Origin of the sequence: Streptomyces zaomyceticus (assembly GCF_014656215.1) — a bacterium.
GTDB classification, from domain to species: Bacteria; Actinomycetota; Actinomycetes; order Streptomycetales; family Streptomycetaceae; genus Streptomyces; species Streptomyces zaomyceticus.
On sequence record NZ_BNBZ01000016.1, the window covers coordinates 71012 to 96026 of the forward strand.

Here is a 25015-nt window from a genome sequence, read left to right on the forward strand (position 1 = left end):
GCTCCGTCGGAGGAGCGGGCCCGTCGTCATGCTCGGCCGGCGATCAGGTCACCGGCCTCCGGCCCTCGGCCTTCGTACACCGAGGGGATCCGTCAGACCGGATACGCCGTGTAGACGATGAACCCGTCGTGTCCGGTCTGTCGCGGCAGCCTCTTGAGCACCAGCCTGACCTCGTTCCCGGCTGCGACCCAATTGCCTTCGGTGTCGTACACCTTCCCGAGCGACTCGTGCTTGTCGTACCTGCCGCTGATGGGGAACTCGTCCTTGTTCCGCCACTGGCCCCGCTTGTTGAGGAAGTTGTCCAGGGCCGTGAAGCTGGCCTCCCGCCTGTTGCCGTTCGGGAAGAAGTAGTACTGGATGACGGCGTTGACCGCGTCCTGCGCGACGTCCTGGTCGGTCCAGACGGTGCTGATCGGCGCCAGACCCTTGAGCTCGTTCTGGAGCGCGAAGGCCTTGGCCTGCTCGGGCGTCACGTTGACGTGGCGGCTGAGCGTGTGCGCCCCGCTGTTGGGGAAGTCGATCTCGTCGGTGAGCTTCGCGCAGTTGTGGACCAGGAGGTCCTTCGCCCGCTGCCCCTCGGCGCGCACATAGAACGTGTGCAGGCCCTCGACCGTCAGGTCGTGGACCTCGCGCGGAACGAGACCCGCGCGGTCCCGCAGCCCGGTGACGGCGAGCGTCGAGCCGCCGGGGGTACGCAGGGTGTCGCCCGTGCGCAGCGCGGAGACGAGCGTCCAGTCGCGCCCCTCGACGTACACCCGGTGTCCGGCGGTGCTCGTCAGGACGGACCCGTCGGCGAAGGTGATGTCGACGAGCCGGTCGGTGTCGTGCGCGTAGGTCGCGGACACCGTCTGGGAGCGACGCTCACCGCTGTCCGGGTCCGCCGCCAGGACGCGGTCGCCGACGCGCACGTCGGCGATCGGCTTGTGGCTGCCGTCCGCCATCAGCACCCGGGTGGTTCCCGGGAAGCTGTTGCGCGCGCAGGACGTCAGCAGGTCCTCGTAGAGGTTGACCGTGTTCTCGAGCCGCGCGAGGGTCGCCGGGTCCAGCCCGTCGAGCGCCTTGAGCGTCTTGAACGCGTCCCGGACGCCGATCCCGGTGTTCAGCGCGGCGTGGAGCGCGGTGATCGCCTCTCCGACCTTGGCGAACGCCTTGCCGGGGATGAAGTTGCTCGCGGCCCAGGCACAGCCGCCGGCGCTGCCCTTCCAGCAGTCGATGAAGTCCTGCAGCAGGGCGGCCTTGATGACCTTGTAGACAATCGTCTCCTCGATGAGGTCCCACTTGCTGAAGTAGCGGGTGACCTCCTTCTTCAGCCCCTTGAACGCCTGCCGCTGGAACGGCAGCGTGTCCTCGGACGGGCAACCCGCGGCCGTGGCCGGCACGTTCGGGTTGGTGCACATGAAGAAGTCCACCTCGACGTCGAAGGTGACGTCGAACGTGACCGTGCAACCGATCCAGCCGGGCTCCAGGACGCAGGGGGCCCGCTGCTTGGAGTCGGTGACGTTGAGGGTGCTCTCGTCGACGACGAAGAACGTGCCCCCGACCCCGCCCGTGCCCGCGCCGTCCGCGATCTGCTGGTTGGCCTGCTTCCGGGCCGCGGAGTCGGCTGCCTGCTGCGCCTCCTTGGCGTACCTCAGCGCGTCCTTGGCGGCTTCCTCCGCCTCGGTCGCGGCGGCGTCGGCGCGGTCGGCCGCGGCGCGGGCGTCCTTGGCGGCCTGCTCGGCGGCGGCAGCCGCGGACCGGGCGCCCTCGGCGTCCAGAGCCGCCTGGTCGGCGGAGTCGCGGGCGGCCCTGGCATGGCCCTCCGCGCGTCCGGCAGCCTTGTCGGCCGCGGCGGCGTCCTCGCCGGCCTGACGGTCCCACTCGACCGTACGGGTCAGGGACTCGGCCGCCTTGGCCGCGGCACGGGCGGCGTCGGCCGCGTAGCCGAGGGCCTCCTTGGCGTAGCCGCGTGCGTCGGCCGCGTGTCCGGCGGCGTTGGCGGCGTGCACGTACGCCTGCTTGGCCTCGCCGGTGGCCGCGTCCGCGATGGCCTTGGCGGCGGCCGCCTCGTCCTTCGCGTTCTCGGCGTGGGCGTCGGCGACGGCCTTCTGCTGTTCGGCGATGGTCTTCGACGCCTGACCGGTCAGCACGACCAGGCCGGCGGCGGAGTCCGTCGTCACATACGGCGAGCCGAGCTGGATCGCGTCGTTGGCGGGCTGGGCGACCTGGGAGGCCGAGTTCCCCGCGTCCACGGCCGCCTGGGCCGTGACATGGGCGAAGCCCGCGGCCTCGGCCGCGGCGGCCAGGGCCTTCGCCGCCTCCTTGTTCGCCTCGTCCGCGTGGGTCTTGGCCTCCTTCGCCCTGGCTTCCGCCTCGTCGGCGAGCTTCACGGCGGCCTTCGCCGCGTCGGCGGCGCGCTGTGATGCCTTGAGGGCGTCGGCCACGGCGCTGGTCGCGGTCTTGACCGCCGCCTCGGACTTGAGCTTGGCTGCCTGGGCCGCGTCCGAGTCGGCACGGGCCCGTCCCGCGGCGGCCTCGGCGCGCGTGGCGGCGGCGTCCGCCTCGGCTGCGGCCTCCGTCGCGGCGTCGGCCTCGCCTCGGGCCCGGCCCGCGGCGGCCTCGGCGTTGTCCGCGTGGGTGTCCGCGGCGTCGGCGGCCTCCCGGGACGACTGGGCGTGCTCGTCCGCCTTGTGCGCCTGGGCGAAGGCCTCCTTGGCGTCCGCCTTGGCGCGGGCGGCGTCGGCCCGCTGCTCGGCGGCCCAGGCGTCGTCCCGCAGCTCGCGGGCCTTGTCCTTGGCCTTCACCGCGGCGTTCTTCTTCTCGACCGCGGTGCCCTCGGCGGATTCGGCGAGCTTCCTGGCGTCCTGCGCCTTCACCGCCTCCGCCTCGGCGCTCTTGCGGTGCTGGGCCGCCTCGCCCTGCTTGGCGACGGCGGTCAGCTTCTCCTTCTCGGCGGTCTTCTCCTCCGCCTCCGCGGACAGCCGGCGGGCACGGGCTTCGGCGGCAGCCGCCTTCGCGTCCGCCTCCGCCTTCACGGCGACGGCGAGCTTGGCCTCGGCGGTCTCCTTCTCCTGCTTGGCCGTGTCGCGCTGGAACTTGGCCCCGTCGGCGGCGGCCTTGGCCTGCAACTCGGCGGCGCGGGCCGCCTCCTTGCGGAACTCGGCCTTGGACAGGGAGGCCTGGGCGAGCGCGCGCTGCGCGATCGTCTCGCTGTCCGCGGCGGCCGCCCGGGTGGCGGCCTCGGCGGTCTCGCCGGCCTTCACCATCGCGGTGAGCGCGGCGGAGACACCCTTGGTGACCTGGGCCTTCTGCAGACCCACCAGCAGTCCGCGGCCTCGCGGAGCACCCGTGGAGTCGGCGATGCCGTACGCGGCCTGCTCGGCGGCGTCGGAGGCGGCCACGGCCGCCACGACGGCGGCCGCCTGCTGCTTGATGATCAGCAGCTGCGCCTTCGCGCCCGCCCGGGCGTCCGCGATGCCCTTCGCCGCCTGGTCGAAGTGGGCCTTGGGCTGCACCTCGCCCGTGTTGCCGGAGGGCTTGATGGTGAGCTGCTGCGGGCCGGTGCTGTTGCAGGTGGCGAGCAGCGCGTCCCTGCCGAGGTCGTACGTCGGGAAGTTCAGGCACTTGCCCGAGCCGACGTTCTTCAGCGCGGTGGTGGCGCGGGGGGTGTACGCCCAGGTCTGCGCCGCGGAGCTGTTGCACGTGTAGAGCTGGATCTTCGTGCCGACCGCCGTGCCCCCGCCCGCGACGTCGAGGCAGGTCATGGACTTGACGTTGCGCAGGTGCAGACCGTGGTCGTCACCCTCCATGCGCCACTTCTGTCCGGCCCCGCCGTGGCAGGTGTAGACCTGGACCGCGGTGCCGTTGGCGGTTCCGCCGCCCTGGGACTCCAGGCACTTGCCCGGTGCCGCCTTCAGCTCGATCGTCGACTCGGCGTCACCGATCCAGCCGACGCCGCCCGCGGACCAGTGGTCCTGCCAGCGGGTGAGGTGGTCGGCGACCCAGGAGTGGCCGAGCATCTGGCCCAGCGCCCTCGAGCCGGTCGCGAGCGCCTTGGTGGCGCTCTCGCTCATGTTGACGATCCGGTTCCGCTGGGCGGCCTGGGCGGCGATCTCCTGCTGCCACTCGGCGGCGGCCGTGCCGCCGACGGGTCCGAGGACCTTGTTCGGGTCGATCGCGTCGCGCCAGGCGCAGGTCGAGTACCGCGTCTTCATGTCCTCGACGGCGATGCGGAACTCCGCCGTCCCCGGGGCGGGGGCCGTACGGGGGAAGCCGCCGGCGGCGAGGAAGAGCCGGGCGTTGTCGGCGCCCGTGGGCTCGAAGGTGGCTTCCTTCAGCCACTTGAAGCCCTCGTGCTCGGCTCCGTCGCGATACCAGTCGGTGCTGGTCTGCGGGTCGGGGGGCGTGCCGTAGCGGGGGGTGCCCAGGTCGGTGACGGCCTTGCGGGTCTTCTCGTCGGCCTTCGGCGTGGGATCGACGTAGAAGTCGCCCTCGTCCTTCCAGAACCGGTCGGCGATCCACTTGGTCAGGCCGGTCTGGGTGTGGAAGTCCTCGCCCTCGCTGATGCCGGGCGGCCAGTGGAAGGTGGCGTCGTTGATGCCCGCCGGGGTGGTGAGCCCGTACACGGGCTTCTTCCAGCTCTCGCGGAGAGCGTGGATGTCCGCCAGCTCCTTGTCGGCGGCGGCCTTGTCCTTCTCGAACGCCGTGGCGAGCGGCGTGTCCTGCCAGTACTTGCGGTCGGCCGCGGTGTGGAGGCCCTCGGGCGGCAGGTCGAGCCCGCTCTTGGCGACGGCCGCCATGGCGGGTCCGCCCACGCGCAGCACCTCGGCCATGAGGCACTGGTCCTGCCGCAGTTGCTCGGCGGCGGTGTCCGTGTACCAGTCGTAGTCGTTGCCGACCGTTCCCATCCGCGGGGCGGTGGGGAGGCCGGGCTGGACGGCAAGGCCGCCGAGCAGGGCCAGGCCGACCACGGAGGTGGTCAGTGGGCTGAGGATCGCGGAGAACCGCGGTCCGGATGCGAACATCCTTGGTCTGGAACGCAAAACTGCATCCTTCGTACGGAACGAGGACGGTGGGGGCTCCCGTCGGGAGAAGGAATTCCGGGTACGCGTCGGGCGGACGCGCCGCCCGGGAGCCGGGCAGCGGCCGCGGGCGGCCTCGCTCAGGGCATGGCGAAGCGTGGTCGCGGCATGGTGGTCCATCCCTCCCCGTGGCGGCACTGTTCCCCCGGCCGCCGGTGATGTGCGCGCCGTCGTGGGGGCTGGTCGGACCCCGCTCGACGCGCGGGGATCACCATAGCCACAGGCCAACCCCCTTGATCAAGCGAAAACTTGGAACGATTTCCGCGAGGGCGACGCGGGCGGGCCGTCAGGCGATCAGCAGGCCGATGCCGCCGAGGGTGTACGCGATCATCAGCGCGAACAGCGGGAGTTGACCGGCGACGGCGCGGGCGGGCGGGAAGAGGCGCACGGACCGGTCGTGGGCGGCGACGACACCGAGGACGTGGCCGGTGACGATCGCGGCGACCTGGAGCGTCGCGAGGCCGGCGGGACCCAGGAGCGGGGCGGGTGCGGAGGCGTTGTCAGTGCCCCCTGCCATGATGACTGTACGTGGCCCTTCGGTGACGAAGAGTGAGAAGTAGTGGGCGACGAGATAGCCGAGGGCGATGGGCAGGAGCGAGTGGGCGAAGGAGGTCAGCGGGGTGGTGAGGGAGCGGTTCATCAGGCGCAGGGCGCCCGCGCAGAGTCCGTAGCAGGCGGCGGCGAGGGCGACGGCGGCGAGGAGGCCGAGTGTGGCGGTGGGGGTGGGGCCGAGCGAGGAGGTCTGGAGGGTGGTGATCCAGCGGGGGTTGTCGGAGAGGCCGTCGTAGGCGGTGGAGCCGAGGAGGACGCAGACGGTGGCGACGAGACCGGGGGTCGCGGGGGTGGCGTCGAGGCCGTGGAAGGGCGAGCGCAGGACCAGTCGGCCGTCGGCGCGGCGGCCGAGCGGGGAGAGCCGGGCGAGCAGGGAGGAGTAGACCTCGAAGGGATCGGCGTGGGCGAACCAGCGCTCGCCGTGGCGGGCCGCGCCGGCGAGCTGGACGCCGCAGTGGAGGGCCAGGGCGGTCAGAAGGGTGGCGGAGGAGGTGTTGTCGGGGGCGACGAGTTCGAGCCAGGTGAAGAGGAGGAGCCCGACGGCGGCCGGCCGGATGCCGACCGCGGCGGGCAGGGGGCGGGGGTTCCGCGGCGGGTGCAGGGCGTGGAGGGCGCGCAGGGGGTTGACGAGGCGCCAGACGGGGCCGAGGAGGAGGGAGGCGGGGACGAGTCCGACCCAGAACAGGACGTAGACGGCGCCGGGTGCGGGGTTGCGGTCCGGGTCGTCCGGGCCGAGAAGGAGGTGGAGGAGGAGGACGAGGCCGGCGGCGGCACCGAGGAGCCGGAGGGCGGTCCGGGTGGCGGGGGCGTCGGCGAGGCGTTGGAGGGCGGCGGGAAGGGGGCGTCCCGACAGGTCGCCGCGGAAGCGTGAGGTGGACCAGAGCAGTCCGAGGGCGAGGAAGGAGATGAGGAGCGCGGCGAAGGCGCCCGCGTAGGCGTAGAAGGGCGAGAGGGGGAGGTCGTGCCGGGAGCCCACGCCGTGGGCGAGCGGAAGGCCGAGCTCGGCGGCGTGGGCGGCGTGGGTGGGGAGGCCGGTCATCGGACGACGAGTTGGGTCAGGAGGAGTCCGGACCCGTGGGTCTCCACCTCGAAGAGGCCGGTGCGGTCCGCGACGAGGGTGAGGGTCGCGGTCGTGCCGGGAGAGAGGGGCAGTTCGCGGTCGTAGCCGTGGACATGGAGGGTGTCGGCGCGGTCGCCGGTGACCCGGAGGGTGAGGCGTTCGCCCTTCTTCAACTCGATGCGGGAGGGGGGTGGCGAGACGGTCTTTCCGCTGATGGTGAGGGTGACGGTCCGGCCGGGGTCGGGTGTACGGGAGGCGGTCGGGCGGGGGCTGGTGGGCGGCGAGGCGGGGGGTGAGCCGGGGGGCGCGGACCCGGTGGGAGTGGGTCCGGTGGGGGTCGGCCCGGTGGGGGTGCCGTTGAGGCGGACGGTGGTCTGGACGGGGGCGCCGGCGGCGGCCCAGACCGTGTGGTCGTCCGCGTGGAGCCGGACGGTCAGGGTGTGGGCGCCCGCCGGTACGTACCCCCAGGGCCCGTAGAGCCGGGTGAACTCCCGGCCGTCGACCAGGAGGCGGGCATGGCCCCGGCCCGGGAGGGCCGCGCCGCCGGTGCTCTCGGGGGTGAACCGGAACCTCTCCACGGTGAGGTGGACGTTCCAGCCGCCCTCGCTGTCCGGGCGGGCCTCGGCCCTGACGGTGGGCGCGTCCGCCGTCGGAAGCTCCCTGAGCCGGTGCCCGCCCTCGTCCCGGGCCGCCAGCAGGGTGCCGCTGGTCCCGGTGGCCTCCTGATGGCTGGTACCGGGCTTGTGATGGGTGGTGGCCCGGCCGCCGCAGCCCGCGAGGGACAGTACGGCGGCCAGGACGAGCACCAGGGGTGCTGTCGCTACGGGCGACCGACGGGCCCGCACCGCCGCCCTGGACCCGGACGCGCGCGGGTGCGGGCGTGGGTTCGGGTGCGAGTTCGGGTGCGGGTGTGGGTGTGGGTGTGGGTGCTGGTGTACGCGCGGGTGCGGCTGTGGATGGGGCTGCGTCATGCCGGTCCCTCTCCGTGCGGTCGTGCCTCGGTGTGCCCGGAGCCGGACTCCTGCCCCGGCCTGGGCTCCGGCACGGAGGCCGAGCCCGAGGCCGGTCCAGGTGCCGGGGCCGAGGCGGAGGCGGAGGCCGGGGTGGAGGCGGAGGCCGGGGCCGGATCGGGGTCGGGGCCCGGCTCCGGATTCCGTTCCCGCTGCCGTTCTCCTTCCGCCGTGTGCGGGGTGCGGGCGCCCGCCGCGACCACGGCCCACAGGACCCAGACGATGCCGAGCAGGAGGCGGAGCCAGGCCGGGCCGACGGGGATGCCCGGGACCATCAGGACCGCCTTGTCGAAGGCGTCGAGCAGGGTGAGGGCTCCGAGGGCCACCGTGGTCCGGGCGAGAACGGGGCGGGTGGGGCGCAGGGCGAGGCCTAGGAGGGTCCACCACAGGCCGGTGAGCAGCAGGGCGAGGGCCGGGACGGCGGTCGGGGTGAGGGCGAGGGTCGAGCCGGCCACGTCGAGGCCGAGACCGGCGAAGCCGATGAGCGTGGCGGCGCCCGCGAGCCGGCTGCCGCGCAGTCGGCGCCACCAGAGGGCGAAGCCCGCCAGGGCGAGGACGAGGGAGCTGCCGAGGGCCAGTTGGGTCTCGACGCGCTGGAGGCCGCGGGCGCCGTACCAGTCGCAGCCTGCCGGGAGGCGGCGCGCCTGCACGTTGTAGTCGGCGCAGACGAGGAGCTGGGCGAGTTTCACGGGTTCGCCGACGAGCCGGTCGGTGTTCCCGGAGACGTCGCCTCGGCGCGCCCCGCAGCCGGGCAGGGCGCCGGGAGAGGAGGCGCCGGTGTCGGTCTGCCAGCAGTTGCCGCTGCCCTGGCCGTCCCACCAGACGTCGCTGCGGTTGGGGCGGGCGTTGCCCGCCCTGTCGACGCCGAGGCGGTTGCCGGCGTAGCGGTTGTGGTGGGAGGTGTCGGTCTGTTTGCCCCAGTCGGACTCGCCGCGGATGAAGGCGGGGACGGCGCTGAGGTAGAAGGCGGCGCGCTGGTGGCCGTAGACCCAGTTGTTCTCGTAGAGGTTCCAGTTGCCGCCCGCGGTGATGATGCCGGTGCCGGGGGGCATGGAGATCTGGGGGCAGACGACGCCCTGTTCGTAGCCGCGTTCGACGGGCGGTTTGGCGCAGGTGCCGTCGGCGACGTACCGGTAGTAGTTCTGGTTGTTGTCGTGGATCAGGTTGCGTTCGAAGCGGGCGTGGTTCTGCGGCAGTCCGGGGTGGCCGGGGAAGGCGGAGTCCATGGACGCGCCGCCCATGTTGTGGTCGAACTCGTTGTCGTGGACGTGGACGGAGTCGCCCGCGGTGCCGGAGTAGCCGACCATGTTGTGGTGGCTGCGGCAGCCGGTGATCTCGATGGAGTAGCGGGGGACGTCGTAGCCGCGGCCGTCGTTGATGTCCGAGGCGGAGCCGGGGTAGATGCCGGAGTCCCCGTTGCCGTAGGACTCGCAGTTCTTGTAGAGGCCGTGGTCGGAGGCGAAGGTGAGGAAGCCGTACTCGTCGTTCCAGCGGGTGAGGACGTCGTCGATGACGAAGCCGTCGGCGGCGAGCACGTACAGGGAGTTGAACGTGGTGCGCTGGGCGGTGAAGTTGCGGAAGTAGACGCCGTCGGTGCCGTCGGCCCGCAGGGCGTTGAGCTTCTGGTACTTGGCGTCGATGACGACGTCGAGGCGTGAGGCGCCGGTGCCTTCGATCTGGAGGTTCTTCTTGCCGAGGATGGCGACGAGGTTCTGGTTGTGCGGGCACTGCCGCTGCTGTTCGTAGCTGAGGATCTGGTAGCCGAGCGCGGACCTGGGGGCCTTGAGCGTGGCGCAGGCTCCGGTGGGCGGGGGCAGCGAGGGCTCTTCCTCGTAGAGGCCGGGGAGGATCGCGATGGTGAGGCCGGGTCGGTCGACGGCGTCGACGGCCTGCTGGAGGTGGCGGTGGCCGGTGCGGGCGCAGCGCTCGTAGAGGGCGAGGTTCCGGGCCTTGAGGGTGGCCGGGAAGCCGGAGATCCGGCGCTCGAAGTCGGCGCGGTCGGTCTTGCAGACGAGGATGTCGGGTTCTCCGGTGCGGAGCTTCGGCACGCTGCCGGAGCCGTCGGGGAAGGTGACGGGCCGCTCCTCGTGGGCCTGGGCCCCGGGTGCGGTGAACAGGGCCGCGGCGAGTGCCGCGAGCACGACCGTGAGCGCGAGGACGAACCTTCGGGTCCAGGACATGCGCGTGAGAGTAGAGCATTGTTCATCTTTTTTGACCCCCTCGCGCAGCACCCGGTTCGCGGGCGCCCCGCCACCGGGGACCGTTGCCCCGTTGACGGGAGGCGCGCGGAATCCTACGGTCATCCATAGGATTCCCTTGTGGGCTTCCCTTGTGGGCTCAGGACAGGAGCGGGCGATGACCACGGAGCAGGCCAGGAAGACGGCCGAGGCGCTCGAATACAGCACCGGTTTCGGCAACGAGCACAGCTCGGAGGCGATCCCCGGCGCTCTGCCGCACGGCCGTAACTCGCCGCAGCGCGCAGCCCTCGGCCTCTACGCCGAGCAGCTCAGCGGCAGCGCCTTCACCGAGCCGAGGGCCCACAACCGCCGCTCCTGGCTCTACCGGATCCGCCCCTCGGCGGCGCACCCGCCGTTCACCCGGATCGACAACGGCGCCCTGCGCGGCGCGCCCTTCACCGAGACCGTGCCCGACCCCAACCGGCTGCGCTGGAACCCGCTGCCCGACCCGGCGCCCGGCACCGACTGGCTGGCCGGCCTGTGGACCCTCGGCGGCAACGGCGACGCGACCCAGCGCGCCGGTATGGCCGTGCACCTCTACCACGCCAACGCCTCCATGGAGCGGGTCTTCGGCGACGCCGACGGCGAGCTGCTGATCGTCCCGGAGCGCGGCGGCCTCCTCCTCCGTACCGAGCTGGGACTGCTCGCCGCGCACCCCGGCGAGGTCGCGCTGATCCCGCGCGGGGTCCGCTTCCGCGTGGAGCTCCTCGACGAGACCGCGCGCGGATACGTCTGCGAGAACTACGGGGCTCCGTTCCAGCTCCCCGACCTCGGCCCGATCGGCGCCAACGGCCTCGCCAACGCGCGCGACTTCCGGGCCCCCGTCGCCGCCTACGAGGACGTCGAGGGTCCGGTCGAGGTGGTCAACAAGTACTGCGGCAACCTCTGGTCGGCGACCTACGGCCACTCCCCGCTGGACGTCGTCGCCTGGCACGGCAACCACACCCCGTACGTCTACGACCTGCACCGGTTCAATGTCATCGGGACGATCTCCTACGACCACCCCGACCCGTCGATCTTCACGGTCCTCACCTCGCCCTCCGACACCCCGGGGCTCGCGAGCGTGGACTTCGTGGTCTTCGCCCCGCGCTGGCTGGTCGGCGAGGACACCTTCCGGCCGCCGTACTTCCACCGCAACGTGATGAGCGAGTACATGGGCCTCATCGAGGGCGCGTACGACGCGAAGACCGCCGGCAAGGGAGGCTTCGTCCCGGGCGGCGGCTCGCTGCACAACATGATGTCCGCGCACGGCCCCGACCGGGAGACCTTCGACAAGGCCAGCGCCGCCGAGCTCAGGCCGCAGAAGATCGACGACGGCCTTGCCTTCATGTTCGAGACCCGCTGGCCGGTGACGGCGACCCCGCAGGCCGCGGACGCCGACCATCTGCAGAGTGGGTACGACGACGTATGGCAGGGTCTTGAGCGCCACTTTCGGCCGTAGTGTCTCGGCCGTAAGCCCGTAGCCGTTCGTACGGAGAACCCGTGACCGCCTTCGCTCCCGACTCCCTGGTCCTGAACCGCAAGCTGCCGCTCTGGTATCAGGTCTCGCAGTCGCTGCGCGCCTCGATACTGGGCCGCGCGCCCGACGCCTCGCTGCGGCTGCCCACCGAGGAGCAGCTCGCGGCGCACTACGGCGTGAGCGTGCTCACGATGCGCCAGGCCCTCAAGGAACTCGAGGAGGAGGGGCTGATCAGCCGGCACCGGCGGCGCGGCACGTTCATCGAGCCGGGCGCCCGGCGTTCCACCCCTCGCCGGCTGCTGGGCTCGATCGACGCGATCGTGGCCCAGCAGTCGGGCGAGCGGACGACGGTCCTCGGGCACGGCACCGAGCCGGTGCCGGGTGAGCTCGCCGAGTACTTCCCGGACACGACGGAGGTCGTGGCGTACCGGAGGCTGCGCCGCGACGGGGAGAGCGGTGAGCCGAGCAACTGGGCGGAGAACGCGGTGCTTCCCGAGCTCGCCGCCTCGATCGACCCGGCCGACCTGGAGCGCTGGCCGATGACGAAGGTGCTGAGGGACGTCGTCGGGGTGCGGATCAGCCGCATCACGGACACGGTCGAGGCCCGTCTCGCCGACCCGGAGACGGCCGCACTCCTCCAGGTCCCGCTGCTGTCGCCGATCCTCCACTACACGGGCGTGACCTACGACCGGGAGGGAAGGGTCGTCGACGTGGCACGCATCCGCTACCGCGGCGACCGCTTCTCCTTCACGGTCACGGTCGAGGCCCAGTAGAGGAACCTCCCGCGACGCCCCGACACCTCCCTCCCCGGCACCTCCCCGGAAGACGCCGGTGGGGCCTCCCGGGGACTCCCGGCACCCCCGGACCCCGGAAGGCCGCGGACGCCGACGGCCCGCGGACTGTGGAAGCCCACGGACGGCGGTCGTTAGCATGCGGGGCGTGACGGAAGCCCCCGGAGCGAACGACGCCGACCTGCCCCTCCTCGACGACCTCATGCCGTGGTCCGTCGCGCCGCTGCGCTTCGGCCGCTCGTGGATCGTGGCGCCCGACCCGCGGACCCTCCGGTCGCGCTGGGACCGGCTGGCCGCCGCCGAGGGCGCCGAGAGGGACACCCTGTTCCGGCCCAGCCGGGCGCGGACCCCGGCGAGCGCGGTGGCCGCGCTGCCGGGGCAGCGGACCGGGACCGCGCGCTGGGCCCGTGAGCCGGGCCCCTGCCCGGAGCCGGTTCGGGTCGCGTGCGGGCCGTTCGACGAGCAGTGGCTGCTGCCCGACCACCGGCTGATCGACACCGCTCGCCCGGAACTGTGGCGGGTCGCCGGGGAGCCGCAGCTCTTCGCCGTCGAGCAGGGGTACGTGCCGGGGGCGGAGGGCCCGGCCCTCCTGGTGACGGCCGCACTGCCCGAGGGCCGCTCCCCCGCGGGCCGGCCGGGCCGCATCCGGCCGCTGTTCCGGCGCCCCGGGGGCCATGAGCCCAATCTCGCCCCCGGGCTCCTGCGCTTCCTCGGGGAGCGGTACGGGCACGAGGTCGACGCCCCGGAGTGGCTCGCGTGGACGACGGCGGCGGCCCGGCCCTCCCCCGCCGGGTGCCGGGTGCCGATCCCGGCGGACCCGGAGGTCTGGGCGGCGGGCGTGGCGCTCGGCCGGGAGCTCGTCGACGTACAGGTACGAGGGGCGTGGAGCGGGACGAAGCCCCGGCTGCCGGGCGGGCGGCGCCCCTATGTGCGGGCCGCGGTCCCGGCACGGCCGGGGACGATGACGTACGACGCGGGGGACGAGGCCCTGTGCCTCGACGAGGGACGCGTCTCGCCCGTGCCGGTGGAGGCGTGGGAGTTCGGCGTCGGAGGGGCGCGGATCCTGGAGCAGTGGTTCGCGCACCGGACCGCTCCGGCGGAGCCCGGCTCGCTGGACGCGATCGGCCCGGCGGCCTGGCCGCAGGAGTGGACCTCGGAGCTGCTCGACCTGGTCACGGTGCTCGCGCTGCTCGGGGCGCGGGAGCGGGAGCGGACCGCGTTCGCCGCGGAGGCGGCTGCGGGAGCGGCCGGGGCCGGCGGGACGGCGGAGCTTCGGGCGGCGGGTGTGCTGCCACCGCCGGCCCGGGCCCGCCGCCCGGCGTCCGTGCTCGATCATCAGGAGGAGGGCCCGGAGGGCCAGTTCATGCTGCTGTGAGGGGGTCTTCCGGCGGCGCGAAGGAGTCGAGGAGGCGGGCGATGGTCATGTCGAAGATCTCGTCCGCGTCGACGGGCGCGGCGGGGGCCTCGGCGAGCAGCCCGGCCAGGTGCGGGTACCGTCCGCCCGCCACCTGCCCCATGAGGTAGGCGCCGCGCACCGCCTGCTCCTCCGCCTCGGACCAGGGCAGTCCGCGGGCCCGCTCGGCGATGGCCTGTTCGTTGGCCACGGTCGCCATCACGGTGCCGTTGACCATGGCGATCAGCTGCATCTTCAGCCCCGGGGGCACGTCCAGGGGGACGAGGCAGCCCAGGCACCACTCCAGGAACCGCAGGGCGTTGGGGCTGAACGCGTAGGCGGTGGTCATCACCCGGGCGAGCCAGGGGTGCCGGTACATGATCGCGCGGCTCTGGTGGGCGATCACGGTCATGTCGGCGCGCCAGTCGCCGCTGGGCTCCTCGGGGAACGCGTACTCGCCGCTGACGGCGTCGACCATCAGCTCGTACAGGTCCTCCTTGCGGGGGACGTAGTTGTACAGCGACATGGTGCCGCAGCCGAGTTCGGCGGCGACGCGGCGCATGGAGACCGCGTCGATGCCGTCCGCGTCGGCGATGCGCACGGCGGCGTCGACGATGTCCCGCCGGCTGTACGCCGGTTTCGGGCCCCGTCCCGCGCGCTCGGGGCGCGCCCAGATCACTTCCGGTTCGGCCGCTCGGCCCGCCATGGATCATCACCTCGCCTCCCATCGTAGTTACGTACACCGTACGTAGTGCGGTATGGTCGCGCCATGACGACTACGTACGCTGTACTTAGTGAGGGGCTGCAGAAGCGTTACGGCGAGGTCCACGCACTCCGCGGACTCGATCTCGCCGTCCCCGAGGGCTCCGTCTGCGGCATCCTCGGCCCCAACGGCGCAGGCAAGACCACCGCCGTCCGCGTCCTCACCACCCTCGTCACACCCGACGCGGGGAGCGCGCGGGTCGCCGGCCACGACGTGGTGCGCGATCCGGCGGGGGTGCGGAAGCGGATCGCGGTCACCGGGCAGTACGCCTCCGTGGACGGCGACCTCACCGGCGCCGAGAACCTGCGGCTGTTCGCCCGGCTGCTGCGCGCCCCGCGCGCCCGCGCCGACGAACTCCTGGAGCAGTTCGGCCTCACCGCGGCCGCCGGACGCCCCGCCCGCACCTACTCGGGCGGCATGCGGCGCCGGCTCGACCTGGCGGCGAGCCTGCTCGTACCGCCGCGGGTCCTCTTCCTCGACGAACCGACGACCGGGCTCGACCCTCACAGCCGCAACGGGATCCGGGACGCCGTACGGGGGTTGGCGTCCCAGGGCACTACGGTGCTGCTGACCACGCAGTATCTGGAGGAGGCCGACCAGCTCGCCGACGACATCGTCCTGGTCGACGAGGGACGCGCCGCCGAGCGCGGCACCCCGGCCGAACTCAAGGCGCTCGTCGGCAGCTACGCCGAGGTCGTGGTCGCCGCCCCCTCCACCCTCGAAGCGGCCGCGGCCGTACTCGACCGGCTGACCGGCTCGGCCCCGGTCCTGGACACCGATCGCCGCACGGTCGGCGCGGTCACCACGGACACCACGCTCACCCTCCCCCGGATCGTCCGCGAGATCGACGCGGCCGGGGTCCTGATCGTCGACGCGTCGCTGCGTCCGCCCACCCTCGACGAGGTGTTCCTGCGCCTCACCGACCGGAAGGAGCTCGTCGCATGAGCACCGCTCTCGTCCAGGAGCAGGGAACGCGCCCGGTGAGCAGCGCTCTCCTCCACGACGGGACGGCCGTCCTCGGCCGTCACCTCCTGCGCATCCGGCACGCGCCGGCGATCACCGTGATGACCCAGACGATGCCGATCGTGTTCCTGCTGTTCTTCGGGTACGTGTTCGGCAGCGCGCTCGCCATGCCGGGCGCGGAGTACCGCTCCCACCTCGTGCCGGGCCTGCTCGTCGCGACGGCGGCCGGGGGCCTGATGACCGGCATGTTCCAGGCCGCCCAGGACTCCCACCGCGGTGTCATGGACCGCTTCCGGACCATGCCCGTGAGCCGTTCCGCCGTCCCGCTCGGGCAGGCCCTCGCCGATCTGGTGGCGAGCGCGGTCGGCACGATCCCGCTGCTCCTGGTGGGGCTCGCCATGGGCTGGCGCATCGAGGGAACGGCGGCGGAGGCCCTGGGCGCCTTCGGCCTGCTGCTGCTCTTCCGCTTCGCGACAACCTGGGTGGGCATCCTGCTCGGCCTCGCCTCGAAGAGCGAGGAGGCGGCGGGGCAGCTCGGCAGCGCCACGTTCATGCTGCCGCTGCTGTCCAACGCGTACATCCCGACCGACAACATGCCGGACTGGCTGCGGACGATCGCCGAGTGGAACCCCATCTCGGCGGTCACGACGGCGGTACGGCTCCTCTTCGGCAACGCGCCCGTACCGGCGGACGCGGCCTGGCCGGTGGCGCATCCGGTCGCCGGGGCGCTGCTCTGGTCGCTGGGCCTGATCGTCCTCTTCGCCCCGCTCGCCGTCCGCCGCTACACCCGGGGCTGACGACCCCGCGAGCCACCGCGCCGACGACCCGCGGGACACCGGGGTGACGTAGCCCCTGATGACAAGACCGGCCCCGCAGGGTAGGCAGGGCTTCCATGAGCACCCAGCCACTCCCCCTCGACGGAATCACGGTCGTCGCCGTCGAGCAGGCCGTCGCCGCCCCCTTCGCCACCCGGCAACTCGCCGACCTCGGCGCCCGCGTCGTCAAGATCGAGCGCCCCGACGGCGGGGACTTCGCCCGGGGGTACGACACGGCCGCCCGGGGCCTCGCCTCCCACTTCGTGTGGTGCAACCGCGGCAAGGAGTCCGTGGCGGTCGACCTCAAGGACCCCCGGGGCCTCGCCCTCGTCCGGCGGATGGTGGCCGGCGCGGACGTCTTCGTGCAGAACCTGGCCCAGGGTGCGGCGGCCCGGCTCGGACTCGACGCCGCCGCACTGTGCGCCGCGCACCCGCGGCTGATCGCGGTGGACGTCTCGGGATACGGCGCGGAGGGACCGTACGCGCACAAGCGGGCGTACGACATGCTCGTCCAGTGCGAGGCGGGTCTGGTGTCGGTGACCGGCACACCGGACCGGCCGGTCAAGTCGGGGATCCCGGCCGCGGACATCGCGGCCGGGATGTACGCCTTCTCGGGCGTGCTCGCCGCGCTCGTGCGGCGCGGGACGACCGGCCGGGGAGGGCCGGTGGAGGTCTCCCTGTTCGATTCGCTGGCCGAGTGGATGGGGCACCCTCTGCACCATGGGGTGCATGGGGGCACGGCCCCGGCGCGCACGGGGCTCGCGCACGCGGTGATCGCACCGTACGACGCCTATCCGACGGCCGACGGGGGCCTGGTGCTGCTCTCCGTACAGAACGACCGGGAGTGGCGGCGGCTCGCCGAGCAGGTCGTCGGCCGCCCGGAGCTGGCCGTGGATGCGGCCTTCGCGACGAACACGGCCCGGGTGGCCGGGCGCGCGGCGACGGACGCCGTGGTCGCGGAGGCGCTGGCTCCGCTGACGACGGCCGAGGCGCTGGCCCGGCTGGACGCGGCGGGCATCGCGTGCGCCCGGCTCAACTCGGTCGCGGAGCTCGCGGACCATCCCCAGCTGACGGCCCGTGACCGCTGGCGGGAGGTGGGCTCCCCGGTCGGGCCGCTGCGTTCGCTGCTGCCGCCGATCGTCTTCCCGGACGCGCCGGAACCGCGCATGGACCGGATCCCGGCCCTCGGGCAGGACACGGACGAGGTGCTCGCCGAGCTCGGGGTGCCGGAGGGCGAGGTGAAGGAGCTGCGGGAGGCGGGGGTGATCGCCTGAGATCACCGCAGGTCACGGGTGCTGCTCCGGGTACGACTGAGCGCCGGACGGGCGGGGACACGTCCGGCGGTGTCGCAGTCGGAGTCGTACGGGCTACCGGGCGGAAGCGGGCGGGAACCTCGGGGTCGCTCGGCCCGGTGCGCGCTAGTGGCGCGTGCCGAAGAGCGAGCGGCGGAGTCGGCGGAGCGGGGCGAAGAGCGAGACCCGCGCACTGCGGCTGCGGTGACCGTGCACCGGAACCTCGGGCGTACGTGCCGTCAGCTCCCGCATCAGCAGCGTCGCCTCGGCCGCCTCACGCTGGGGCACGGCGGGTCCGCCGAGCACCGCGAGATGACGGTCGAGCCGCGAACTCGTCGCGCTGCTCCCGCAGGTGATGGCAGGCACTCGCGGCCTGCTGCGCATTGCTATCTGTTCCATGTCACTCCCCACCCGTACAAGGGCACCCGACCCAGGGCAGGTTAACCCTATCGCCCCGCGGTGACACCCGTGTATCCCGGCGAAGGGATGGACGGCACTCGTACGGGGGTTGACGGTCACCGTCCGAATCCGTCTGATTCCAGGGCGAGTTGGACAGGATTCGAACACCTGCCGAACCGTCACGAACCATCCTGCCCTCCGGACCGCCGCGGCCGGGTATCCGGGGCGGTGTGATCTCCACCACCAAGATCGTTCGAACCCCTCCGCCGACGGACCGGAGCCAGGAGGACGGCCCTCGGCTACCGTGGATCCATGACGGTGATCGCGGGTCGTTACCGGCTTCTGGACGTCCTCGCCGAGGGGGCGACGGGCACCGTCTGGCGTGCCCTCGACGAGACGAACCGCCACGAGGTGGCCCTCAAGGAGTTCCGGGCCCCGACCGGACTCCCGGCGGACGAGGTGCCCCTGCTGTACGCGCGGCGCGAGCGCGAGGCACGCGCCGCCGCCCGCGTCTCCCACCCCTCCGCCGTACGGATCCTCGGGGTGGCCACCGAGGACGGCCGGCCCTGGGTCGTGACGGAGCTCGTCCGGGGCCTCAGCCTCGCCGAGACGCTGGAGGCGGCCGGACCGCTGCCGCCGCGCGAGGCGGCCCGGGTCGGCGCCGAGGTGCTCGGCGCGCTCCGGGCGGCGCGGGAGGCGGGCGCCCCGCACCGGGGCGTGGAGCCGCGGCACGTCCTCCTCGCCAACGACGGGCGGATCGTGGTGACCGGCTTCGGTACGGCCCCGGGAGACGATCCGGGGCCGGAGGCGGACCTGAGGTCCGTGGGGGCGCTGCTCGACGCGGCGGCTTCGGCGCCGTCGGCGTCCCTGCCGCGGTCGGACGCATGGGCCGGGGTGCTCCGCGCCGTGGTCGAGGACCTGCTGCGCGAGGACCTCGGGGACACGGACCGTCCGGACCGCGCCCTGACGGCGGACGGGGCCGAGCGGGAGTTGCGGCGGGTGGCGACGGGCGACGCCCGGACGACGGGGGCCACGGCGGGAGATCCGGGGGCGGCCCCGCGGGGCGGGACCTCCGTCTCCCCCGAGGGCGACCCCGCCGGGCGGAGAGGAAGCGGGGGCGGCAACGCCGGTTCCGTGGAGCCCGGTTCGGGCCGGAGGCCGCGCCGGGCGAGGCCGCCGCGCCGGATCCTTGTCCTCCTCGCCGGGCTGATCGGCGCACTGCTGATCGCGGGAGCGTTGACGTACCACCTGGTCCGGGGTGACGAACGAGGCGCCGGGCCCGGGCCGGGCGGTGTCACGAGCACCGTTCCGGCCGGCCCCGGCGCCACGGACGGCGCGGGTGGCGGTCCGGTCAGACCGCGTTCCTGAAGGTGGGCAGGTAGCCGCCCGACTGTCCGGCGGCGGTCGGGTGGTAGGACTCCCCGATGTTGAGCCAGTTGACGCTGTGCAGCCAGGCGGAGCCGGAGCAGATCTCGTGTCCGGTGAAGGCCGGGACGACGCCGGCGAAGGCGTAGCCGTGGTCGGCCGCGCGCTTGGCGACGGCCGCGTTGAGGTAGTCGGAGGCTCCGTTGATGGCCCTGCGCTCGTTCTCGCTGAGGCCGGCGATGCAGCCGCCGCCCAGCTGGTAGAAGCGCGGGTAGCCGAGGACGACCACGCGGGCGGCGGGTGCCTTGTTCCTGATCGCCGTGTAGACGGAGTCGAGCTTGCCGGGGAGCGTCGAGTCCACGTAGCTCTTGGCCTGATTCACGCGGCTGATGCACGTGGCCTCGGACTGAAGCACACAGGTGGTCATGACGTCGGCGAATCCGGCGTCATTTCCCCCGATCGTGATGGAGACCAGGTCGGTGGCGGCCGAGAGCGGACCGAGCTGATTGGCGGTCACATCACCCGTTCGGGCGCCGGAGCAGGCGGTGAAGGCGAAGGAGGAGGGGGCGTTCGCGTTCTTCCACAGCACCGGGTAGGCCTTCGTGGAGCGCTTGCAGTCGCCGCTGGCGCTGTCGTAACTCCCGGCGCCGACACCGGAGGAGTACGAGTCCCCCAGCGCCACATAGTCGAGAGCGGCGGTCTCGGCTGCCTGGGCGGCGCCCGCCCCGGTGAGGGCGAGGACGACACCGAGGAGCAACGAGGACGAAAGGGCGGTGAATCGGGACAGTCTCATGGAACCTCCCTGTAGCAGGATCTCTGCGCTACCAGGTAGTAGCATCGGATCCGGCCGACCGGAAGTGTTCATGTCAAAACTGAGGATGAACACCCCTCGATCCTCCGCCGGTGACCGTCGAAATCCGGCCACGCAGGGAAGCGGAGGTTCCGGTCCCGCTGAATGACCGATCGGGATCACGACACATTCACACAACAACCAACAGAAGCGTGATCCTGTATCACTGTTCCCTGCATGCAAACGGATTGAGCGAATCCGACCGGGACGGTTGCACATCTGACCGGCGAAGCTTCGCCAAACTACGGAAAAGCGGGCCACAGATCAGGGACTTGCCATACAGTCCCATTCATCAATACCGTCGTACATCTCACCCGCACCGGTCCATCACGCAAAGCGGCTCAGGGGAGGGCTCTAGCGTCGCTGATGGTCCCGGAGCGGGGCGCGGTAGGGGGGTGCCGTGCTCGGTGTTCGAACGTGCCGAGTCGCGGGTACCGCGCGGCCAGACATGCCAACTCGCCGATCCCGCAAGGAGATCGTTTCTGTGCGGGCGGGACGAGAACCCCCCTTTCGAACCGGACACACCATCGGACCGCCCAAGGGGTGGGCGGCCCACCGGACGAGAGGGAAATCAGACCCATGAGCTCGTTCCTGCGCCCATCCATCACGGGCCACGAAATATCCGAGCCGAGTCGAATAGCCGCCCAGTACCGGGCCATCACCTCGCATCTGGCGATCACTCCGCCGGTGAGTGTTGTCATTCCCGCGATGAACGAAGCCGAAAATCTTCCGTACGTGTTCAAGACACTGCCGGAATGGATTCACGAAGTCGTCCTCGTCGACGGAAATTCCACGGACAACACGGTGGACGTCGCCCGTGAGCTCTGGCCCGACGTCAAGGTCGTCAAGCAGGTCGGCAAGGGCAAGGGCGACGCGTTGATCAGCGGCTTCGCCGCCTGCACCGGCGACATCATCGTCATGGTCGACGCGGACGGCTCGGCCGACGGCCAGGAGATCGTCTCCTATGTCTCCGCCCTCGTCGGCGGCGCCGACTTCGCCAAGGGATCCCGTTTCGCCAACGGCGGCGGCACGGACGACATGACGACCATTCGCAGACTGGGCAACTGGGCCCTCTGCTCGCTCGTCAACCGCAAGTTCGGCGCCCGCTACACCGACCTCTGCTACGGCTACAACGCCTTCTGGCGCCACTGCCTCGACAAGATCACCCTCGACTGCACCGGATTCGAGATCGAGACCCTCATCAACATCAGGGTCGTCAAGGCCGGCCTCAAGGTGCAGGAAGTCCCGAGCCACGAGTACAACCGCATCCACGGCGTCAGCAACCTCAACGCCGTGCGCGACGGCATCCGCGTCCTGAAGGTCATCCTCAAGGAGAAGTCCGTCAGCAGGGCCGCCCGCCGCCGGCCCGCCGCGTTCTCGGTCAACGTGCCCCGGGGAGAGGTGTCTTGAACGACCGCACGTCCCCGCACGGCTTCTCGGTGGTGATCTGCGTCTACACGGAGGAGCGGTGGGAGGACATCCTCGCCGCCGTCGACTCCGTACGGAAGCAGTCACTGCCGCCGCGGGAGACGCTGCTCGTGGTCGACCACAACGAGCGGCTTCTCTCCCGGCTCACCGAGGAGTACGCGGAACAGCGGCTCCACGAGGAGGTGCGGGTGCTCGCCAACGCGGGCCCCCGCGGCCTCTCCGCCGGCCGCAACACCGGAATCGCCGCCGCCCGCGGCGAGTTCGTGGCCTTCCTCGACGACGACGCCGTCGCCGAGCGGGACTGGCTCCACCACTTCGCCGCCGCCTACGACGACCCGCGCGTCATGGCCGTCGGCGGCCGGACCCTGCCCGCCTGGGCCTCCGGCCACCGCCCGGCCTGGTTCCCCGAGGAGTTCGACTGGGTCGTCGGCTGTACCTACCGGGGCCTGCCCCCGGGCCGCGTCCCGGTGCGCAACGTCCTCGGCGGCAACGCCTCCTTCCGCCGTACGGCCTTCGACGCCGCGGGCGGCTTCGCCACCGGCATCGGCCGGGACGGCGACCGGCGGCCCCTCGGCGGCGAGGAGACCGAGCTCTGCATCCGTCTCTCCAAGGCGCTGCCCGAGGCGATCCTGCTCATCGACGACCGGGCCGTCATCCACCACAAGGTGCCCGCCGTCCGCGAGCGCTTCGGCTACTTCCGCACCCGGGTGTACGCCGAGGGGCTCTCCAAGGCCCTCGTCGCGCGGAGCGTCGGTGCGCAGAAGGGCCTGGAGTCCGAACGGCGCTACACCACCCGGGTGCTGCCCACCGGTGTCCTGCGCGGGCTGCGCGACGCGGTCCTCGGCCGCGCCGGCGGCGCGGGCCGGGCCGGGGCGATCGTGACCGGGGTGACGGTCGCGGCCGGCGGCTACGCCCTGGGCCAACTGCGGGCCCGGCGGAACGGGACGACGTTCTCCTGGGGACCGATCGAGCGGGACGGGGCCGGAGAGACGACCCCGGCCGGCGCCGGCGCTCCCGAAGGGGCGGCCTCATGACCGGGACCACCGCCGTACCCATCCTCATGTACCACGCCGTGGACCCGGACCCGGCCCCCGCGACCCTGGGGCTCTCCGTCACCCCCGAGGCGTTCGCCGCGCAGATGGAGGTGGTCGCCGAGCGGGGGTTCACCCCGCTGACCACCGCCGGACTCGCCGCCGCCTGGCGCTCCGGCGGTCCGCTGCCCGACCGGCCGCTCCTCGTCACCTTCGACGACGGGTACGAGGGCGTGCACCGGTACGCGCTGCCGGTGCTCGCCAAGCACTCCTTCGCGAGCACCGTCTTCGTCTCCACCGGCTGGCTGCGCGGCAGGCACGAGACGGGCGGCGCCCTCGACACGATGCTCGACTGGGCCCAGGTGCGCGAACTCGCCGACGCGGGGACGGAGATCGGCGGGCACAGCCACACCCACCCGCAGCTCGACCAGCTCGACGAACGGCGGCTGCGGTTCGAGACGCTGCGCTGCCGGGAGATCGTCGGCGAGGAGCTCGGGACCGCGCCGGACTCCTTCGCCTACCCGTACGGGTACTCCAGCCGACGGGTCCGCGACACCGTCCGGGAGGCCGGCTTCGCCCAGGCGCTCGCCGTCGGGAACGCGCTGGCCAGGCGCCGCCAGGGACCGTACGCCCTGGAGCGGGTCACCGTGCGCCGCTCCACCGGCGTCGAGGAGTTCACCCGGCTCGTGGAGGGCCGGGCGATCGCACGGAACTTCGCGGCGGACCGGGCCATGACGAAGGGGTACGCGCTCGCGCGGCGCGCCCGGGGCGCGATGCGGGGCCACTGGATCTGAGCGCCCTGGTCCGGGCGCCGAGCACGGCCGTTCGCGGCGGCGTGCCGTTCAAAACCCGGTGCGCGCCATGGCCGGGTGCCGGATCATGGGCGCCATGGCTGACACCTCATCGGTACCGTCCGAGCCGCAGCGGTCGCTTCCGATCCGGCTCAACCTCGACGACAGCGACTCACCGGCGGATGTCGTGGACGCGCTGTTCCTCGGCCGCTTCGCGACCGGGGAGCAGCCCCACTCGCACAGCACCACCCTGGACCGGGTCAGGCCCGAGGCGACGCTGCTCCCGGCGGGGGCCACGGTGCTGCGGGCCGCGAAGGACGACGACCGCAGCGCCCTGCTCGCCGAGGGCGAGGGCTGGACGCTGCTGATCTCCCGCTGGAACCGGGGCGCGGACGTCACCGTCACGGCCGCCGACGCGGAGCTCGCCGAGCGGGTCCTGAAGGAGGCCACCGACGGGGCGAAGGACGAGCCGGAGCCCCAGCCGGAGAACGTGACGATGGGGTTCTGGTACGTGTCCCCGCGGCGCGGCCCGCACCGGACGACCCGGCAGATCAGCGCGGGGACCTGGGACGAGGTGCGGCCCAACTACTCGGCGCCGGTGGCCGAGTCCATGGACCGGCTGATGAAGGTGACGCCCGACTCGATCTCCGGCCGGCTCCTGCTGCTGCACGGCCCGCCGGGGACGGGCAAGACCTCGGCCCTGCGGACCCTCGCGCGGTCCTGGCGCGACTGGTGCCAGGTGGACTGCGTGCTCGATCCTGAGCGGCTCTTCAACGACGTCGGCTATCTGATGGACATCGCCATCGGGGAGGACGAGGGCACGGCGAAGGGACGCTGGCGGTTGCTGCTCCTGGAGGACTGCGACGAGCTGATCCGGGGCGAGGCGAAGCACACGGCCGGTCAGGCCCTCTCCCGGCTGCTCAATCTGACGGACGGTCTGCTCGGTCAGGGGCGGAACGTCCTGGTCGGCGTCACCACCAACGAGGACCTGGAGCGGCTCCACCCGGCCGTGGTCCGGCCGGGCCGCTGCCTGGCCCGGATCGAGGTGGGACCGCTGAGCCGGAGCGAGTCCGTGGAGTGGCTCGGGCGCGAGGAGGACGTGCCGCGCGAGGGCGCGACACTGGCGGAACTGTTCGCCCTGCGCCGCGGCGCGCCCCCCACGGAACTCCCCGAACCCCGCACGGCGGGGGCGGGCATGTACCTCTAGGAGGTGTCCGGACGCCCCCGGGCCGTCTCTTCCGGATCTTGCCCGGCCCGCGCCGCCCGGCAGGATCCGAGAGAGACGGCCCGGGAGTACGCGGGCCGGGTCAGCTGTCGTAGGCGGCGCGCAGGGCCTCGTTCAGCGCCGCTTCCGCCGCCTCGCGGCTGAGGCCGAGCCGGCGGGCCTCCTCCGCGTACTGGGCGGCGGCGGTGGCGGCCCGGCGGGTGGCCGCGTCCCCGGCGGCCGCGACGAAGGTGCCGTGACGCCCGCGCGTCTCGATCACCCCGTCCGCCTCCAGTGCCTTGTACGCCTTGGCGACCGTGTTCGCGGCGAGGCCCAGCTGCTCCGCGAGCCCTCGTACCGTCGGCAGCTTGTATCCGACCGGCAGTCTGCCCGACCGGGCCCGCTCCGAGATCTGGGCACGCAGCTGTTCGTACGGAGCGGTGGTGGATTCGTGGTCCACGGCGATGGTGAGTGTCACCCCGCCGATTCTGCCCCCACCGCACCGGAAAATGGGAGGCGGCGGTGCACCTCCGGCCCGTAGCGTGCGGCCAC

19 protein-coding genes are annotated in these 25015 nt (G+C 72.8%); 11 read left to right on the forward strand and 8 right to left on the reverse strand.

Features of this window, described 5'->3' with window-relative positions:
* Nucleotides 1–92: 92 nt before the first annotated feature.
* The 4 genes from IE311_RS21280 to IE311_RS21295 form a co-directional block, all read right to left on the reverse strand.
* Nucleotides 93–5003 carry an RICIN domain-containing protein gene (locus tag IE311_RS21280; protein ID WP_189833350.1) on the reverse strand — a complete coding sequence of 1637 codons (4911 nt, stop codon included), beginning with the start codon at nucleotides 5001–5003 and terminating at the stop codon, nucleotides 93–95.
* A 343-nt stretch (nucleotides 5004–5346) separates the two neighbouring features.
* Nucleotides 5347–6651, reverse strand: coding sequence for a hypothetical protein (locus IE311_RS21285; protein ID WP_189833351.1), 1305 nt, complete (start codon nucleotides 6649–6651; stop codon nucleotides 5347–5349).
* The gene (locus tag IE311_RS21290; RefSeq protein WP_229902059.1) at nucleotides 6648–7478 is read right to left on the reverse strand and encodes a cupredoxin domain-containing protein; all 831 of its coding nucleotides are present in this window, start codon (nucleotides 7476–7478) and stop codon (nucleotides 6648–6650) included. Before IE311_RS21290 ends, IE311_RS21285 begins: the two co-directional genes overlap by 4 nt.
* Nucleotides 7479–7639: 161 nt before the next feature.
* Entirely contained in the window at nucleotides 7640–9862 is a 2223-nt protein-coding gene (locus IE311_RS21295) for a right-handed parallel beta-helix repeat-containing protein (protein ID WP_189833352.1), read from the reverse strand.
* A 175-nt stretch (nucleotides 9863–10037) separates the two neighbouring features.
* Between IE311_RS21295 and hmgA the strand changes: the two genes are divergently transcribed.
* From hmgA to IE311_RS21310, 3 genes are all read left to right on the forward strand, one after another.
* The gene (gene hmgA, locus IE311_RS21300) at nucleotides 10038–11360 is read left to right on the forward strand and encodes a homogentisate 1,2-dioxygenase (protein WP_189833353.1); all 1323 of its coding nucleotides are present in this window, start codon (nucleotides 10038–10040) and stop codon (nucleotides 11358–11360) included.
* A gap of 41 nt (nucleotides 11361–11401) precedes the next feature.
* Nucleotides 11402–12151, forward strand: a complete 750-nt coding sequence (locus IE311_RS21305) for a GntR family transcriptional regulator (RefSeq protein WP_189833354.1) — start codon at nucleotides 11402–11404, stop codon at nucleotides 12149–12151.
* A 157-nt stretch (nucleotides 12152–12308) separates the two neighbouring features.
* Entirely contained in the window at nucleotides 12309–13544 is a 1236-nt protein-coding gene (locus IE311_RS21310) for a type ISP restriction/modification enzyme (protein ID WP_189833355.1), read from the forward strand.
* Here IE311_RS21310 and IE311_RS21315 read toward each other — a convergent pair.
* Nucleotides 13531–14268 (reverse strand): TetR/AcrR family transcriptional regulator, encoded by a 738-nt coding sequence (locus IE311_RS21315; RefSeq protein WP_189833356.1) that lies wholly within the window; start codon nucleotides 14266–14268, stop codon nucleotides 13531–13533. The genes IE311_RS21310 and IE311_RS21315 overlap by 14 nt on opposite strands.
* Before the next feature lie 63 nt (nucleotides 14269–14331).
* Here IE311_RS21315 and IE311_RS21320 point away from each other — a divergent pair, with 63 nt between their 5' ends.
* The 3 genes from IE311_RS21320 (at nucleotide 14332) to IE311_RS21330 (ending at nucleotide 17377) form a co-directional block, all read left to right on the forward strand.
* Nucleotides 14332–15270 carry an ATP-binding cassette domain-containing protein gene (locus IE311_RS21320; protein WP_189833357.1) on the forward strand — a complete coding sequence of 313 codons (939 nt, stop codon included), beginning with the start codon at nucleotides 14332–14334 and terminating at the stop codon, nucleotides 15268–15270.
* On the forward strand, nucleotides 15267–16085 hold the full coding sequence (locus tag IE311_RS21325) for an ABC transporter permease (RefSeq protein ID WP_189833358.1): 819 nt from the start codon (nucleotides 15267–15269) through the stop codon (nucleotides 16083–16085). The genes IE311_RS21320 and IE311_RS21325 overlap by 4 nt, the downstream gene beginning before the upstream one ends.
* Nucleotides 16086–16180: 95 nt before the next feature.
* On the forward strand, nucleotides 16181–17377 hold the full coding sequence (locus IE311_RS21330; RefSeq protein ID WP_189833359.1) for a CaiB/BaiF CoA transferase family protein: 1197 nt from the start codon (nucleotides 16181–16183) through the stop codon (nucleotides 17375–17377).
* A 144-nt stretch (nucleotides 17378–17521) separates the two neighbouring features.
* Here the strand turns inward: IE311_RS21330 and IE311_RS21335 are convergent, their stop codons facing one another.
* Entirely contained in the window at nucleotides 17522–17794 is a 273-nt protein-coding gene (locus IE311_RS21335; protein ID WP_189833360.1) for a hypothetical protein, read from the reverse strand.
* Between the two features lie 312 nt (nucleotides 17795–18106).
* Here IE311_RS21335 and IE311_RS21340 point away from each other — a divergent pair, with 312 nt between their 5' ends.
* Nucleotides 18107–19162: a protein kinase domain-containing protein gene (locus IE311_RS21340; RefSeq protein WP_189833361.1), complete on the forward strand. Its 1056-nt coding sequence runs from the start codon at nucleotides 18107–18109 to the stop codon at nucleotides 19160–19162.
* On the opposite strand, the gene IE311_RS21345 is transcribed toward IE311_RS21340, so the two are convergent.
* A complete protein-coding gene (locus tag IE311_RS21345; protein ID WP_189833362.1) occupies nucleotides 19146–19952 on the reverse strand; it encodes an SGNH/GDSL hydrolase family protein in 807 nt (268 codons plus the stop codon). The genes IE311_RS21340 and IE311_RS21345 overlap by 17 nt on opposite strands.
* A 636-nt stretch (nucleotides 19953–20588) precedes the next feature.
* Between IE311_RS21345 and IE311_RS21350 the strand changes: the two genes are divergently transcribed.
* The 4 genes from IE311_RS21350 (at nucleotide 20589) to IE311_RS21365 (ending at nucleotide 24466) form a co-directional block, all read left to right on the forward strand.
* A complete protein-coding gene (locus IE311_RS21350) occupies nucleotides 20589–21419 on the forward strand; it encodes a glycosyltransferase family 2 protein (RefSeq protein WP_189833363.1) in 831 nt (276 codons plus the stop codon).
* Nucleotides 21416–22471 carry a glycosyltransferase family 2 protein gene (locus tag IE311_RS21355; RefSeq protein ID WP_189833364.1) on the forward strand — a complete coding sequence of 352 codons (1056 nt, stop codon included), beginning with the start codon at nucleotides 21416–21418 and terminating at the stop codon, nucleotides 22469–22471. The genes IE311_RS21350 and IE311_RS21355 overlap by 4 nt, the downstream gene beginning before the upstream one ends.
* On the forward strand, nucleotides 22468–23262 hold the full coding sequence (locus tag IE311_RS21360) for a polysaccharide deacetylase family protein (protein WP_189833365.1): 795 nt from the start codon (nucleotides 22468–22470) through the stop codon (nucleotides 23260–23262). The genes IE311_RS21355 and IE311_RS21360 overlap by 4 nt, the downstream gene beginning before the upstream one ends.
* An 85-nt stretch (nucleotides 23263–23347) precedes the next feature.
* Nucleotides 23348–24466, forward strand: coding sequence for a DUF5925 domain-containing protein (locus IE311_RS21365; protein ID WP_189833366.1), 1119 nt, complete (start codon nucleotides 23348–23350; stop codon nucleotides 24464–24466).
* Between the two features lie 100 nt (nucleotides 24467–24566).
* Here the strand turns inward: IE311_RS21365 and IE311_RS21370 are convergent, their stop codons facing one another.
* Nucleotides 24567–24941: a GntR family transcriptional regulator gene (locus IE311_RS21370; protein WP_189833367.1), complete on the reverse strand. Its 375-nt coding sequence runs from the start codon at nucleotides 24939–24941 to the stop codon at nucleotides 24567–24569.
* Between the last annotated feature and the right edge of the window lie 74 nt (nucleotides 24942–25015).

What these genes read in the sequence shown, in the direction of transcription:
- IE311_RS21280 (WP_189833350.1), bottom strand. Translation starts at nt 5,003, where the DNA reads ATGTTCGCATCCGGACCGCGGTTCTCCGCGATCCTCAGCCCACTGACC.
- IE311_RS21285 (WP_189833351.1), bottom strand. Translation starts at nt 6,651, where the DNA reads ATGACCGGCCTCCCCACCCACGCCGCCCACGCCGCCGAGCTCGGCCTT.
- IE311_RS21295 (WP_189833352.1), bottom strand. Translation starts at nt 9,862, where the DNA reads ATGTCCTGGACCCGAAGGTTCGTCCTCGCGCTCACGGTCGTGCTCGCG.
- hmgA (WP_189833353.1), top strand. Translation starts at nt 10,038, where the DNA reads ATGACCACGGAGCAGGCCAGGAAGACGGCCGAGGCGCTCGAATACAGC.
- IE311_RS21310 (WP_189833355.1), top strand. Translation starts at nt 12,309, where the DNA reads ATGCGGGGCGTGACGGAAGCCCCCGGAGCGAACGACGCCGACCTGCCC.
- IE311_RS21315 (WP_189833356.1), bottom strand. Translation starts at nt 14,268, where the DNA reads ATGGCGGGCCGAGCGGCCGAACCGGAAGTGATCTGGGCGCGCCCCGAG.
- IE311_RS21320 (WP_189833357.1), top strand. Translation starts at nt 14,332, where the DNA reads ATGACGACTACGTACGCTGTACTTAGTGAGGGGCTGCAGAAGCGTTAC.
- IE311_RS21325 (WP_189833358.1), top strand. Translation starts at nt 15,267, where the DNA reads ATGAGCACCGCTCTCGTCCAGGAGCAGGGAACGCGCCCGGTGAGCAGC.
- IE311_RS21330 (WP_189833359.1), top strand. Translation starts at nt 16,181, where the DNA reads ATGAGCACCCAGCCACTCCCCCTCGACGGAATCACGGTCGTCGCCGTC.
- IE311_RS21335 (WP_189833360.1), bottom strand. Translation starts at nt 17,794, where the DNA reads ATGGAACAGATAGCAATGCGCAGCAGGCCGCGAGTGCCTGCCATCACC.
- IE311_RS21340 (WP_189833361.1), top strand. Translation starts at nt 18,107, where the DNA reads ATGACGGTGATCGCGGGTCGTTACCGGCTTCTGGACGTCCTCGCCGAG.
- IE311_RS21345 (WP_189833362.1), bottom strand. Translation starts at nt 19,952, where the DNA reads ATGAGACTGTCCCGATTCACCGCCCTTTCGTCCTCGTTGCTCCTCGGT.
- IE311_RS21350 (WP_189833363.1), top strand. Translation starts at nt 20,589, where the DNA reads ATGAGCTCGTTCCTGCGCCCATCCATCACGGGCCACGAAATATCCGAG.
- IE311_RS21360 (WP_189833365.1), top strand. Translation starts at nt 22,468, where the DNA reads ATGACCGGGACCACCGCCGTACCCATCCTCATGTACCACGCCGTGGAC.
- IE311_RS21365 (WP_189833366.1), top strand. Translation starts at nt 23,348, where the DNA reads ATGGGCGCCATGGCTGACACCTCATCGGTACCGTCCGAGCCGCAGCGG.